The sequence below is a fragment of the Arcobacter sp. F2176 genome, from assembly GCF_004116465.1.
Classification (GTDB): domain Bacteria; phylum Campylobacterota; class Campylobacteria; order Campylobacterales; family Arcobacteraceae; genus Arcobacter; species Arcobacter siniprincipis.
This window is the reverse complement of sequence record NZ_PDJV01000009.1, coordinates 1-14,320: the sequence shown is the minus strand read 5'-3', so window position 1 is coordinate 14,320 and position 14,320 is coordinate 1. Positions and strand designations below refer to the sequence as shown.

The 14,320-nt window shown below is 28.8% G+C and carries 12 protein-coding genes and 1 rRNA gene; 4 read left to right on the top strand and 9 right to left on the bottom strand.

Annotated features, from left to right (window positions below):
* From CRU95_RS09435 to CRU95_RS09400, 8 genes are all read right to left on the bottom strand, one after another.
* Positions 1 to 309 carry a hypothetical protein gene (locus CRU95_RS09435; RefSeq protein ID WP_258238672.1) on the bottom strand — a complete coding sequence of 103 codons (309 nt, stop codon included), beginning with the start codon at positions 307 to 309 and terminating at the stop codon, positions 1 to 3.
* Positions 310 to 370: 61 nt separating this feature from the next.
* Entirely contained in the window at positions 371 to 1,222 is an 852-nt protein-coding gene (locus CRU95_RS09430) for a DMT family transporter (protein ID WP_129100894.1), read from the bottom strand.
* Between the two features lie 211 nt (positions 1,223 to 1,433).
* Positions 1,434 to 4,907 carry a methionine synthase gene (gene metH / locus CRU95_RS09425; RefSeq protein ID WP_129100893.1) on the bottom strand — a complete coding sequence of 1,158 codons (3,474 nt, stop codon included), beginning with the start codon at positions 4,905 to 4,907 and terminating at the stop codon, positions 1,434 to 1,436.
* Between the two features lie 80 nt (positions 4,908 to 4,987).
* Positions 4,988 to 5,590 carry a methyltransferase domain-containing protein gene (locus CRU95_RS09420; RefSeq protein WP_129100892.1) on the bottom strand — a complete coding sequence of 201 codons (603 nt, stop codon included), beginning with the start codon at positions 5,588 to 5,590 and terminating at the stop codon, positions 4,988 to 4,990.
* 182 nt (positions 5,591 to 5,772) lie between these two features.
* Positions 5,773 to 8,121 carry a TonB-dependent siderophore receptor gene (locus CRU95_RS09415; protein WP_129100891.1) on the bottom strand — a complete coding sequence of 783 codons (2,349 nt, stop codon included), beginning with the start codon at positions 8,119 to 8,121 and terminating at the stop codon, positions 5,773 to 5,775.
* An 87-nt stretch (positions 8,122 to 8,208) separates the two neighbouring features.
* The gene (locus CRU95_RS09410) at positions 8,209 to 9,177 is read right to left on the bottom strand and encodes a FecR family protein (RefSeq protein WP_129100890.1); all 969 of its coding nucleotides are present in this window, start codon (positions 9,175 to 9,177) and stop codon (positions 8,209 to 8,211) included.
* Positions 9,177 to 9,647 carry an RNA polymerase sigma factor gene (locus CRU95_RS09405; protein WP_129100889.1) on the bottom strand — a complete coding sequence of 157 codons (471 nt, stop codon included), beginning with the start codon at positions 9,645 to 9,647 and terminating at the stop codon, positions 9,177 to 9,179. The genes CRU95_RS09410 and CRU95_RS09405 overlap by 1 nt, the downstream gene beginning before the upstream one ends.
* Before the next feature lie 56 nt (positions 9,648 to 9,703).
* On the bottom strand, positions 9,704 to 10,468 hold the full coding sequence (locus CRU95_RS09400; protein ID WP_164969760.1) for a DUF4198 domain-containing protein: 765 nt from the start codon (positions 10,466 to 10,468) through the stop codon (positions 9,704 to 9,706).
* A gap of 175 nt (positions 10,469 to 10,643) precedes the next feature.
* Here CRU95_RS09400 and CRU95_RS09395 point away from each other — a divergent pair, with 175 nt between their 5' ends.
* The 4 genes from CRU95_RS09395 (at position 10,644) to hisIE (ending at position 13,788) form a co-directional block, all read left to right on the top strand.
* Entirely contained in the window at positions 10,644 to 11,564 is a 921-nt protein-coding gene (locus tag CRU95_RS09395) for a branched-chain amino acid transaminase (protein ID WP_129100887.1), read from the top strand.
* A 106-nt stretch (positions 11,565 to 11,670) separates the two neighbouring features.
* Positions 11,671 to 12,747, top strand: a complete 1,077-nt coding sequence (locus CRU95_RS09390; RefSeq protein ID WP_129100886.1) for a prohibitin family protein — start codon at positions 11,671 to 11,673, stop codon at positions 12,745 to 12,747.
* A gap of 42 nt (positions 12,748 to 12,789) precedes the next feature.
* Positions 12,790 to 13,095, top strand: a complete 306-nt coding sequence (locus tag CRU95_RS09385) for a hypothetical protein (protein WP_129100885.1) — start codon at positions 12,790 to 12,792, stop codon at positions 13,093 to 13,095.
* A gap of 9 nt (positions 13,096 to 13,104) precedes the next feature.
* Positions 13,105 to 13,788, top strand: a complete 684-nt coding sequence (hisIE, locus tag CRU95_RS09380; protein ID WP_129100884.1) for a bifunctional phosphoribosyl-AMP cyclohydrolase/phosphoribosyl-ATP diphosphatase HisIE — start codon at positions 13,105 to 13,107, stop codon at positions 13,786 to 13,788.
* Positions 13,789 to 14,204: 416 nt separating this feature from the next.
* Here the strand turns inward: hisIE and rrf are convergent.
* Positions 14,205 to 14,320, bottom strand: a 5S ribosomal RNA gene (gene rrf / locus CRU95_RS09375).

The window sequence follows — 14,320 nt, the reverse complement described above, 5'->3', positions numbered from 1 at the left end:
TTATACCAAAAAGTCTAAACCTAAAATAGCTAAGGCGCCAACCAAGGTTTTTGTTTTTAAATCATCTACAACTTTTCTTTTCTCATTTGAAAGCATTATCTCTAACTCTTCATCGGTATAATCCTCAAAGGTTTTATGTCTCATAGCTAGTTCAGCTTTTAAGTTTAAAAGTGCTTTCTCTTGTATTTTTAAATCTATTTTATTTTTTACTTTGTCACTTTGTATTTTTGCAAAATCAAAAGATTTATCAAATTGCTCTTTTGTTATATCTACTAAACCTGTAGTTTTTTCTTTTATTTTTGTTAACACTTTTAGTTTCCTATTTATTTTTTATATTTTAACCTATAAAAATTAACAAAACTATATCAAGTTAATTTTTTCTTATAAAATAGATTGAGTTTACTATTAGGGTAAGAAGTATAATTGCTCCACCAATAAAAGTATAAGAACTTGGTACTTCATTTAAAACCATCCACACCCAAATAGGTCCCATAACTGTTTCAATAATCATTAAAAGACTTACTTCACTTGCATTTATAAATTTTGTTCCACTAAATATTAAAACCCTTGAAAATGGAGTTATAATTAATCCCATTACGCCTACTACAAATAAATTATAAAAGTCAATACTAATTGTGTCACTTGCAAAATAAGCTATTATGGCCAATGATATTCCTGTGATTGCAGTTAGTGCTACACGATTTATTCTAGTATATTTTGACATTAAAACAAAAGATAAAGAGAATGTCATTGTACATAAAATAGCTAAAAGGTTACCTTTTAAATTACCCGCACCGACCTTATCATTAAAGATAATAAAAAGGCCAATAAATAAAAAGAAAGATGCAATAAGAACATTTATTCTTATTTTTTCTTTATAAAATAAATACGCAAAAAAAGATGTAAATAAAGCCCCTGTTCCTATGATAAGAACTACATTTGCAGCAGTTGTACTCTTTATTGCCCAAATAAAGAAAATATTTGCACTCCCCATTAATATCCCACATAAAAGAAAGATATAAAAAGATGTCTTGGTGACCTCTCTTATGATATCTCTTTGCTTTATTATTAGTAATAAAAGCATTGAAATAAACATAAATATTCCAAGATAAAAAGAAAATGTAAAAGGTGAAATACTAGTTAGTTTTATAAATAAAGATTCAAAACTCATTAGTAAAACGCCCAAAGCGGTAATTATAATACCTTTTTTATTGTTGTTCATATATTCTCGATATTGATTTAATTTTAATTTCGTAAAAAACGAAAAGAGACCTATTTAATTAAAGATTAAAATAGTCAATTTTGGTTTAATTCAAGGCGAAGTTGTAAATTTATGAAGGAGCTTACTATAAGTAAGTGAGTTTATAAATTTACAATTTCAACGCAGAAAGAAATAGGGGAAAACTTTACGTGTAAAAAGTGGCTATTTCTTTCTAAATGTTATAATAGTTGGCTTTGTTGTGCGGCACTACTATGGCGCAGGTACTTTGCTCTGGGTCTATTTGGAAAGTTTCACTTAGTGTTATTCCAAACTCTTCTGGTTTTAGTAAATCAAAGATATCCCTACTTTGTTCTAAATCAGGACAAGCTGCATATCCAGGAGAATATCTACATCCTACATATTGTTTCATTTGAACATCATTCAAAGTATGCCCCTCTTTTGGTACTATATCAAGGTCAAGTCTTACTTGCTTATGAATTACCTCAGCTAATGCTTCTGCAAGTTCAACTCCTAATCCATGGACTTGATGATATTTTGAGAACTCACTATTTTGATAAAGTTCACTTTCATACGAAGTTATTTTTAATCCTGAACTAGCAAGTGTAAAAGCAACTACATCTAATCTATCATTCGCAAAAAAATCAGCTATACATCTATGTGGTGCTTTTGTTTGTCTTGGAAATTCAAAGACTTTTATAGCTTTTTCAAGTGGTGGCACATTTTGTGCTTCTTTTAGACTATTAAAAGCGTACTCATTTCCAAAAATATAAAGCTTATTATCATGTGAAATACAAGGATAATAACCATAAATAGCTATTGGGTCAAAGATATCTTTTTCAAAAAACTCTTCTTTGTATTTTTCATATAAGGGCTTTACTACATTCTCTTCATGGGCTAAAAATTCATCTGCTTTCATAGCACCTTTTTTATATCCCCATCTTTGTCTAAATAAAACTCTATGATTTATCCAAGAAAAAATCAAATCTTTATTTAACATTGCAGGACTTTGAGTAACCCTTCCCCAAAGTGGAGGGAAGGTAAATTCAGCTTTGGGAGGTAATTCTATCTCTTCATAAGGAGGAATTATTACCTCTTTTTTCTCTTTTTTAATATCATCTTCATCTTTTATCAAATCAGCTGCAAGTTTTGTATTAAATGAATCACCTGATTCTATTCTTTGCATAGAAACAACACCATCAAAAGCATCCCTACAATAAAAAATCGGTCCATCATATAAAGGTCTACAATACTCATTTACAAAAGATTTAGTAAGTGCTGCTCCACCTAAAAGTACAGGTATATCTATACCTTGTCTTTTAAGCTCTTCTAGATTTTCTTTCATTACAGCAGTTGATTTTACAAGTAATCCACTCATTCCAATAGCTTGTGCTTTATGCTTTTGAACAGCTATTATAAATTCATTGATATCAGCTTTTATTCCTATATTTATTACTTTAAATCCATTATTACTTAAAATAATATCTACTAAATTTTTACCTACATCATGAACATCGCCTTTTACTGTTCCAATTACAAGAACCGTTTCACTAGCTTTCTCTTCTTTTGGTAAATATGGATTAAGAGCATCTACTGTTGCTTTCATAGTCTCTGCACTTTGAAGTACAAATGGCAATTGCATTTGACCAGAACCAAAAAGTTCTCCAATGATTTTCATTCCATCAATTAGCCACTCATTTACTATCATTTCTGGTTTTATAGTGTGTCTTAATTCATCAACCAAAGGAAGAAGTCTATCTTTGTCACCATCTAATAAAAGTTTTTTAACTTTATCTATTGGTTCCATTTTTAAATATTCTTCATCACTTTGATCTTCTTGGGCTTCTACATTTGAAAAGTGATCAATAAATTTAAATAAAGGGTCACCATTTTCTTGATTATTAAAAATCAAATTATCACAAGCTAGTCTATCTTCTTCTGTGATTTTATTTAGTGGCAAAATATGTTTAACATTTACAATAGCACTTGTAAGCCCTGCTTTTACACAATGGTCTAGATAGATAGAGTTTAGATAAACCCTAGCTTTTATATCAAGCCCAAAAGAGATATTTGAAAGACCTAAAGTGGTTCCAACTTCTGGATGAAGTATTTGAAATTCTCTAATTGCTTCCATAGTTTCAATTCCAGCTGTTCTATACTCATCATCTCCCGAACCAATAGTAAATGTAAGCATATCAAATACTAAATCTTCAGGATTAAAGCCATGTCTATTTACACATAAATCATAAATTCTCTGCGCAATTCTGATTTTGTCTTCTTTTGTTTTAGCCATTCCAACTTCATCAATAACTAAACAAACAAGTGCTGCACCAAATTTTTTGGCTAACTTACAAACTGCATCAAACTTCTCTTCTCCATCTTCAAGATTTACAGAGTTGATGATACATCTTCCACCTATTTGTTTAAGTGCTGCTTCTAAGGCTTTTATTTGTGTAGAATCTGGCATCAAAGGAAGTGAAACTTTTTGAGAATAAAGTTCAACCACTTTATCCATATCTCCTGTTTCATCTCGTCCAGCAAATCCAACACTTACATCAATAATATGTGCACCTGCTCGCACTTGTTGTTGTCCAACAGAAAGTGTTCCTTCGTAGTTATTATCTTTTAATAAATCCCTAAAAGCTTTTGAACCAGTTGCATTACTTCGCTCCCCTATTAATAAAGGAGCTGGATCTTGTTTTAATGGAACTGTATTAAACAGTGATGCTAAAGAAGCTTTCAAAAATCCACTTGGTGCTTTTGGTTTTATGCCTCTGACTTTATTAGCCAAGGCTTCTATATGTTCAGGAGTTGTTCCACAACAACCACCTAAAAATGAGACTCCATTTACTTCTAAAAAACTATTTTGTAGTTCAGTGAACTCATCTGGTCCCATTGGATAAAATGAAACTCCACCTTTATTTTGAGGAAGTCCTGCATTTGCATGAACAGAAATTGGGAATTTACAAACTTCACTTAATGTTTTTACATGTTTGTGAACTTGTTTTGGTCCTGTTCCACAGTTAAATCCCAAAGATAAAATATTAAAAGGATTCAAAATAGCAGCTATTGTCATAGCATCAGTTCCTATTAACATAGTTCCTGATAACTCAATAGTTACAGATACCATCACAGGAATTTCTGGATGAGTATCTGTTAAGGCATGAAGTGCTGCTTTTATTTGAAGTGGATCTTGACAAGTTTCAAGTAAGTATATATCACACCCACCATCAGCCAGACCATTTGCTACTTCTTTATACCCTTCATACATCTCATCATATCTTATATGCCCCAATGAGGGAAGCTTAGTTCCAGGCCCAATAGAACCTAAACAGAATCTAGGCTCATCTTCTGTTTCATACTTAATACAAGAATTTTTTACAAGTTGGGCACCTAATTTTGATAATTCATAAGCTTTAGAAGAAATTCCATACTCATCTAGTACCCAAGGCATTGTTCCAAATGTATTTGTTGATATTAAGTTTGCCCCTGCTTTTGCATAAGCATCATGAATTGCTTTTAAAACTTCGGGTGCTGTTTCATTTAGAAGTTCATTACAACCTTCTAAATCTTGATTTTCATACTTCCAAGCTTCAGCTTTTATATCAGAACCTTGAAGTTGAGTACCCATGGCCCCATCAATAATCAATACTTTATTTTTTATTATTTCATTTATTTTATTTTTCATTTTTTTTGATATCTCTTATTAGTTTCTATTCATTTTTAAGTTTTTACTCTACTAAAAAAATTGTTAAATCCCTGTTAAATTTAGGACTTTTGTGCTATTAATCTTATCACGCTAGCTTCACCTTGGTGACCAGTTCCTTCTTCTAAATTTGTAATTACTTCTTCTAATTTATGAATCTTTAATTCTTTTATGTTCTCTTTAAAATCATGCATACTATAAAGTAACTCTAAATCTTTTGGTCCACCGCTATTATTTTCAATTTGATTTTTTGAAAAAACCTCACATACAAAAAAACCATCTTTTTCTAAAGATGTTTCTATTTTCTTAATCAAAGTTTTTAGTTCATCTATTTTTAAATGTAAAAAAGAAAATAGTATAGCCCCATATTTTTTAGACACTTGCCAATCATTTATATCCATGCAAGCAGTTTTTATCTCTACATTTTCTATTTTGCTTTGTTCAAAAAGTTTATTTAAACCGATATCTGAAGCATCTATTGCCTCAACATCAAAACCTTCTTTTGCCAGAAAAATTGCATTTCTACCTTCTCCTTCTCCTAAGCACAAGACTGTTTGATCTTTTTTGAAGTTAACATAACTATTTTTAATAAATTGATTTGGATTAGTTCCATATAAATACCCATCCCTTGAAAATTTCTTATTCCATAACTCTTGTTGATTCATATCTGCCCCATTTTTAATTAAATACTTATATTATATTTTGTATTAAAATTATATCAATATAAAATTCAGTCTTCAATAATTATTTTTTATAAATGTGAGATTTAATTTATTACATAGGAAAGTTCTTCAAATTTGAAATAAATAGAGAGATGAATCACAAAACCAAAATGGTTTTGTGATTTTTAAAATTTATAATTTAAGCTTAAGGAGAATATTCTTGGTTCACCAGGAGAGATATGTCCCCATTGAGAAGCACCTTCATAATATGCTTTATTTGTTACATTATCAATATTAAACATTAAAACTAAATCATTTCCATTATATTTAGTTTTATACTTTAGCCCTGCATCCCATCTTGTCCAAGATGGCAATTTAATATTTGAACCATCTCTTATGTATTGCTCATCACTATAAATTAAATAATTTCCAAAAGACAAGCCATTAATAAATGGAATATCAAAATCTAATCCAATATTTCCCAATAAGTTCGGAGAACCACCAACTTTAGTAGTAGCATAAGTAGTGATTTCTGTATTTTTAATTTCTGTTTTCATATATGTTAAAGCAGAAGAAAATCTTACACCTTTTGTTATTTCACCAAAAGCAGAAAGCTCAACTCCTTTTGATAGAAGTTTCATTGTACTTTTGTAAAAATTATCCCTTCCTGCTTCACCTTTATTTCTTTGCATTTCAAAAAGTGCTATTGCATAATCTATATTGTTTAAACTGTATTTTGCACCAAACTCTACTTGTGTTGTTTTGTATGGTTTTAATGCTTCACCTTCATTTGCACTACCAGAGGGAGCATTTTGTCCCGCACTTAAACCTTCTGTATAATTTGCATAAAGGCTCAAACTATCAATTGGTTTATAAACAATCCCAAAAAAGGGAGAAATTCTTGAATTATCATAATTACTTATCTCATTTCCCGAAGTATTATAATTTATCAATTCAACATTTTGATATCTTCCTCCAAAAGTAAATAAAATATCTTCATCTAGATTAGAAAGAGTATCTGATAATGCAAATGATTTTAAAATCGTATCTGTTCTAGTTGCATCAGGCAAAGAAATATCAACTTTAGATATCTTTGCAGGATTGTAAATATTACTAGCATAATTTATAGCATCAGTTTTTACTCTCGTTTTAACTTTCCCTCTATAATTTGAACTATCCAAATTTAAAGTATGCTTTACAACACCTGTTTTAAAAGAAGTATTTCCTTTTATTCCATAAGTCAATCTTGAAACATCAAATTTTCCACCACTAAATCGAGTAAGAACATCTCCCTTATCATTTTGAAGAACTGCACCTTTTTGAAATAGTCTATCAACCTTAGATTTTCCACCTCCAATATAAAAACCTAGCTGACTATCATCTTCAAAGAAATAATCGTATTTATACAAGGCTAACTTTTCTTTAGAATTTGAGTATTCCCAATCTTGTGCTAGATTAAAATTATTCTCAGGTGCAGGTGCTAAATCTACTCCATCAGAGATATACAATCTTCTAAATGGTGCATCGATATTTTCAGAAGTAGAAATATAATCTAGGCTTGTAGTATAATTATTTCCAATATAATCAAGGCTAATAGCTCCGTTTAAAGTTTCTCTTTCTAAGTTATCAATCGCAGTTGTTCCATTATCATAAGCTAAATTAACTCTAACTCCAAATTCATTATCCTTACCAAATCTTCGAGCAATATCAGTTGCAATTCCTAGTTGTGAATCATTTGCATAACGTAATTCAATTTCATTTAAATCTTCATATGCTCGTTTAGGAACCAAATTTATTGCACCTCCTGTATTTCCTTTTGGAGACATTCCAAATAAAACTGAAGCTGGTCCTTTTATAACTGTTACTGCATCAAAAAGATCTGTTGGTACTTTATAATTTGGAGCAACACCATACACACCATCAAAAGCAAATTCACCTTGATTCCAATCACCCATTGGTACCCCTCTTAAGTAAAAAGATTCTGCATTATCACCATAAGCTCCAGAACTTCTTACAGAAGAATCCTGAGTAATTAAATCACTCAGCTGCCTTGCTTGATTATTTTTAATACTATCTTTCGTAAATGTTACTACGGACATAGGAACATCTTTGATATTGGAATCTCCAAACAATCCTAACTGTGCCTCCAATGAAAAATTTTTATTATTCATTTTTTGATGTAATCTTTCTGTTATAGAGACATCACCTAAATTTTCTGTATTTTTTTTATCAAATGATATTTCATTTTTTTTTATAATAATTGTATTATTGTTAATAACTGCTTCTAAGTTGGTACCTTCTAATAACTTATTTAAAGCATTGTCTAAACCTTCAACATTTTCAATATTATAAGTTTTTTTTGATTCCAAAAGTTTATCTTTTGCGATATATGATACATTGGATTTTTTTGATATAATTTCCAATGCCTCTTTTAATGTTTTATTTTTTATAGTGTATGACTCTTGAGCAAAAAGATTAACACTTAATAATAAAGCTAAACTTGGGGCAACTAAAGAAGTTTTCAATAGTTTCATTCTTGTTTCCTTTTTATATAATGATTTTGAGAACGATTATCTCTATTATATATAACGAATGAATTTAAAAAATCGGACACCTTTTTGCTATTTATTTACAAGTTTTATTATATTTTCTTTTTTTACAACAGAAATAGGATAAAGAACTTTAACTGCTTCTAAAAAATCATCGAATTGATTACTTTTAAATTTTCCAGTTATTTTCAATTGAGACAAAGAATATGTATCAAAAATAATCTTTTTATTTGTATATTTTTCAAAAACCAAAAATGCTTTTTCTAAAGTATCATTTTTAAAGTATATTAAATCATTTTTCCAGCTTGCAATATCATTTATTTTAATTTTTCCAAATTCTATAATTCTTCCCTGTTTATCTATTTTATAGTGATCTGCTTTTTTTAACACTATCAGATCTTTTTTATCTTCTTTCTTATTATTAGAAAGATAACTTATCTTAACACTACCTTCTACCACATTAACAGTAGTAATTCCAGATAAATTTATAACTTCAAACTTTGTTCCCAAAACTTCAATCATTATATTCTCTGTTTTAATTTGAAATGGTCTTTTATTATCTTTTGCAACAGAAAAAAGAGCCTTCCCTTTTGTAAAACGAATTTTTCTTTTATCTTTTTTATACTCAATTTGAATATTTGAATTTGTGTCTAAATCTATTATTGAATTATCTAAAAGTGAAATTTTTAATATCTTTTTATCTAATGATGTATATTCTTTTGAAAATACTTTATTATCATACTTGTTATATAAAAATGAAATACAAAATAACATAATAATTGAAGCAACAAGATATTTACTTTTATTAAAAAAAGATACTGATTTAGTCTCTTTTTCAATTTGAAATTCAATATCATTTATAAACTTTTTATCTAAAGTCAAGTACTCATTCATTAATAATTTATTTTGTTCAAAAGCTTTTTGATGATTTATATTTTTTATCCATTTTTTAAATTGGGCTTCTTCGTTTTGTGTTAAACCTTCTCTATCTTTTATCAACCATGATATTGCTTTTTTATTTATTTCATCTTTTAAATTCATTAATCATCTTTCATCATGTCTGATTTGATTTTTAACATAGATCTTGTAATATTTTTCTCCACTGCATTTGTACTTATTCCCATTATTTCTGAAATTTCTTTTCTACTATATCCTTTGTAAACAAATAGTACAAAAGCTTGTCGATTTCTTTTGGAAAGAGTTTCAAGAGATTTTTTTAATTTTTCTTCTCTGCTTTCATGAGTAATTATTTCATCTGCGCTTTTTATCTCTGAATTACCATGTTTTTCTTCTTCATATTCTGTAAAAACTATTTTTTCATTTCTTCTAATTTTATCAACTACAAGATTGTATGCAATTTTATATAGGTAAGCTTTTTGTATTGTTTTTTTTGTTTTTTTATCAATTTCTATTGCTTTTACATAAGTTTCTTGAGTCAAGTCTTTTGTCAAGTCTTCGTCTTTGATTAGTTTTTTAATATAATGTGAGATTTCTTTATAATATTCTAGCATTAGATGAATTTCCATAATAGAAAAAGATAAAATACTTTTCTATTAAAAAAAGTATTTTATTCTTCAATTTCAAAAGACAAAGTTGCAACATTGGTCACTTTGTCGCATATGTTTTTATCTTTTAATTCTTTTTCCAAAACAACTTTTACTAACCATTTTCCACCTCTTAGTGGTAAAATTTCTGTAATTCCCTTCTCATTAGTTTCACCATAATACGCATACTTGTCTTCTAAGTATCCTTCAAGTGTAGCTTTTACTACAGTATTTGACAAAGGCTTATTATTAAAAAATACCTTTACTTTAAATGGCTTTAAACTTTTGAAATCTTTGGGATTTGACAGAGGGACAATCTCAAGTGTATGTCCAATTGGCTTATAAATAATTTCACTATCTATATTACCTATTGAAAAAATGTTTTTTGCTTCCATATGAGATTGTTGACAAAATACAGCTTTTGTATCTATCTGATTTTTAGCTTTACCTTTAAACCATTTACCTTCTTCGTCTTTAGTCCAGTATGTGGGTTTGTAAGTACCTGATAAAATATAAGAACCATTTTTTAATTTTTTATTTAGGTCATATATATAATTTACTTTTGAATTTTTTGTTAATGTAAGATTGGTATCATTACCTAATAATTTCAAAGGTTCAAAAAGGTCTAATCTATTTTCTTTAATCTTTTCAGGATGAGGATAAATTTCTCCATATCCTATTTTAGGCTCTATAATATTTTTTTTCTTAGCATCTACCCAAAATTCATGAGCTCCTAAATTCATAACTATCCATATATTACAACTTAATAATATTAATTTAATCTTCATAAATATCCTTATGATAATGATTTTCATAATTATATTTACTTTATATTAATTCTCCATTAAAGTTTTGTTCAATTACTTATAGCTTAATTATTTATATATTTAAATTTTTTATTCACTTTTATTTAATCAAAACTTGGATAGACTATTTATCAAAATTTATAATAGGAAAAATCAGATGACAGAAGCAAAATACATCTGGATGGATGGTAAGTTTGTTGATTGGCATGATGCAAAAGTTCATGTATTAAGCCACACTTTACACTATGGAAATGGTGCAATTGAAGGTACAAAGGCATATAAAACTGTTGATGGAAGATGTGCTATTTTCAAATTAAAAGAACACACAAAAAGATTATTGAACTCTTCAAAAATGACATTAATGGATGTGCCATTTAGTGAAGAGGAGTTAAACAAAGCACAAGTTGAATTATTACAAAAAAATGAATTAAAAGAAGGTGCATATATTAGACCTTTGGTTTATTTAGGATATGGAGTTATGGGACTTTACCATAAAGAAGCTCCGGTAAATGTATCTATTTCTGCTTGGGAATGGGGTGCATATTTAGGAGAAGAAGGTCTTAAAAAAGGTGTTAGAGTTAAAATAACATCAATGACAAGAACTCCAAATACTTCAGGTATGGGAAAAGCAAAAGCAGTTGCTAATTATCTAAACTCTCAAATGGCAAAATATGAAGCAGTTGAAGCTGGATATGATGAAGCACTTTTAAGAGATGACCAAGGTTATATTGCTGAGGCATCTGGGGCTTGTTTCTTTATTGTAAGAGATGGTGTAATTATTACTCCTCCAAATGACACTTCTTTAGAATCTATTACACAAGCTACTGTTATTGACCTAGCACAAGATTTAGGTTATAAAGTAGAAAGAAGAAGAATTACAAGAGAAGAGATCTATATTGCAGATGAAGCATTTTTCACAGGAACGGCTGTGGAAGTAACACCAATTAGAGAAGTTGATGCAAGAATTATAGGAGCTGGAGAGAGAGGTCCTATAACAGAAAAACTTCAAAGTGGATATTTTGATATTGTTCAAGGTAAAAATGAAAAGTATGCTAAATATTTAACATATATTAACTAAGTAGAATTTTCTACTTAGTTGAAATACAAAAGATAAAACATAGTAGTTTTATCTTTTGTGTTTCATAAAATGGAGCAAAGAAATTTAAAAATATTTAAGGATATTAATGCCAATAGATAATGATTATTTTAAAAATAGACAACAAAACAAAAACAGCGGTGGGGGCTCTAATGGGGGAGGTTATCAACCTCCTTTTGAGCCACCTGAATTCTTTAAAAACTTTGGGAAAAAAGCAGGTTTCATTTATGCAATTATAATTGTAGTAATTATGTTATTTGTATTTAGACCCTTTATAATTATTGAATCAGGACAAGTAGGTATTAAAGTAACTGCTGGTAAATATGAAAGTATGCCTTTAAATCCAGGTTTTCATCTTTATATTCCTGTTATCCAAAAAGTAATTGTAATAGACACAAAAGTTAGGCTTATTAACTATAGTAGTGTTGAGCAAATGGGTGGTTATGATTCAGGTATTAAACTAAATCCTGCAATTAATATTCTTGATGCAAGAGGATTACCTGTGTCTATTGAACTAACTGTTCAGTATAGACTTACTGCTGATGGGGCTCCAACTACAATTGCTAACTGGGGTCTTTCTTGGGAAGAAAAAATTATCAACCCAGTTGTTAGAGATATAGTTAGAAATGTTGTTGGAACATATACAGCTGAAGAATTACCAACGAAAAGAAATGAAATAGCTGTTAAAATCGAAGATGGTATTAGAGCGAATATTGAGAAACTTGAAGGTAAACCTGTTTCACTTTTATCAGTTCAATTAAGAGAAATTGGTCTTCCTCCTAAGATTAAAGAACAAATTGAAAGAGTTCAAATTGCAAATCAAGAATCTGAAAGAGTTAAATATGAAGTTCAAAGAACTAAACAAGAAGCTGAGAAAAGAGCAGCAAAAGCAACTGGAGATGCAGAAGCGAATAGAATTGAAGCAAAAGGTAGAGCAGACGCTGTAACTATTGAAGCTAAAGCACAAGCAGCAGCAAATAAAGCTATCGCTGAGTCTTTAACTTCAAATCTACTTAAAATGCAACAAATTCAAGTTCAAGGGAAATTTAATGACGCGCTTAGAGAAAATAAAGACGCTAAGATTTTCTTAACTCCTGGTGGTTCTACTCCAAATATTTGGGTAGATACTAAAGATAGAGCTATTAATTCTGCAATAAACAAGTAATTTTATAAAGAGTAGATTTCTACTCTTTATATTTAAATACACATGTTATATAAAATATTTATATCAATCTTTATTCTGTTAAATTCTATAGTTTTATTAGAAGCAAAAGATCCAAAAAATAATATTGATTTAAATAATCTTAAATTAGTAAATCCAAGTAAAGAGCCAAAACTAAAAACTAAAAAAGATTATCAAAAAAAAGAGGATTTATTGACTAAACCAATAAATAAAAAAGTTGATTTAACTCCTAAAAATAAAGATAAAATAAAAATAGATGGCAATGTTGATGTAAATACAGAAGAAAGATCTATTGATGGTGTAAAAATTAATTTAGGCAAAAATTTTTAAGGTAAGAATATGAATAATATAGAAAATATTGCATGGGAAAAGATGGATGGTTTAATTCCTGTTATTACACAAGATTCAATAACAAATGAAGTTTTGATGTTAGCTTATATGGATAAAGAGGCTTTATCTCTAACTCTTACAACTAGATATGCGCACTACTTTTCAAGAAGTAAACAAAGAATTTGGAAAAAAGGTGAAGAGTCTGGTCATACACAAAAAATGGTAGAAATAATGCTTGATTGTGATAATGATACAATATTGATAAAAGTTATACAAGAAGGTGTAGCTTGCCATACAGGTAGAAAATCATGCTTCTTTACAAATTTAGAAACAAATGAAATTATTAGCGATATAGAAGTTAATACAACTAATAAATACTCTATTTTAGATAATTTATTTCATGTTATACAAGATAGAAAAAATGATGACCCTAAAAAATCTTATACATCTAAACTATTAAATGGCAAAGAAAACTCTATGCTTAAAAAAATTGTTGAAGAAGCAGGTGAATTTACTTTTGCAGTTAAAGATGATAACAGTGAAGAAATGATTTATGAAGCAGCAGACTTAGTTTACCATACAATGGTTGCATTAGCAAGCAAAAACATATCTCCTGATAGAATTAAACAAGAATTAGCAAGAAGATTTGGAATGTCAGGAATTGACGAAAAAAATTCAAGAAAAGAAGAGTAGTCTCTACTCTTTATTTCGTATAAAATACTTTACAACAAAACTTAATGCCATAAATATTATTAACCCAATTCCTACAAGAATCCCAATTTTATCTAAATACATTTTGTATCCTTTATATAAATATCCTAATTGTATAACAAGAAAGAAAATAAATCAACTTAATATAGTGTTATAAACAAATATAAGAGCTTCTAAATAAGAAAGATAGAATAATTTAATATCAAACTACGATATAAAGAAAAAAGCATAAGAGGAGAGAATAGAATAAAAGAAATAAATTCTGATAAAAGTAATAGAAAATAATATCAAAAAATCCTGTTAGAAGAAATAAATAACAGTAAAAAAAGGTGCAAAAAAAAAGCTCAGTGCTAAAAAGACGATGTCTAAATAGAACTAAGCTTAAATAAAAACTCAAGAGTTGGCGACGACTTACGTTTCCACAAGGGGACCCTGCAGTATTATCAGCGATGAAGTGCTTGACTTCCGGGTTCGGAATGGAGCCGGGTATTTCCACTTCTCAATAATCACCAAC

Coding starts and splice junctions, on each gene's coding strand:
- CRU95_RS09430 (WP_129100894.1), bottom strand. CDS start 1,222: ATGAACAACAATAAAAAAGGTATTATAATTACCGCTTTGGGCGTTTTA.
- metH (WP_129100893.1), bottom strand. CDS start 4,907: ATGAAAAATAAAATAAATGAAATAATAAAAAATAAAGTATTGATTATT.
- CRU95_RS09420 (WP_129100892.1), bottom strand. CDS start 5,590: ATGAATCAACAAGAGTTATGGAATAAGAAATTTTCAAGGGATGGGTAT.
- CRU95_RS09415 (WP_129100891.1), bottom strand. CDS start 8,121: ATGAAACTATTGAAAACTTCTTTAGTTGCCCCAAGTTTAGCTTTATTA.
- CRU95_RS09410 (WP_129100890.1), bottom strand. CDS start 9,177: ATGAATTTAAAAGATGAAATAAATAAAAAAGCAATATCATGGTTGATA.
- CRU95_RS09405 (WP_129100889.1), bottom strand. CDS start 9,647: ATGCTAGAATATTATAAAGAAATCTCACATTATATTAAAAAACTAATC.
- CRU95_RS09400 (WP_164969760.1), bottom strand. CDS start 10,468: ATGAAGATTAAATTAATATTATTAAGTTGTAATATATGGATAGTTATG.
- CRU95_RS09395 (WP_129100887.1), top strand. CDS start 10,644: ATGACAGAAGCAAAATACATCTGGATGGATGGTAAGTTTGTTGATTGG.
- CRU95_RS09390 (WP_129100886.1), top strand. CDS start 11,671: ATGCCAATAGATAATGATTATTTTAAAAATAGACAACAAAACAAAAAC.
- CRU95_RS09385 (WP_129100885.1), top strand. CDS start 12,790: ATGTTATATAAAATATTTATATCAATCTTTATTCTGTTAAATTCTATA.
- hisIE (WP_129100884.1), top strand. CDS start 13,105: ATGAATAATATAGAAAATATTGCATGGGAAAAGATGGATGGTTTAATT.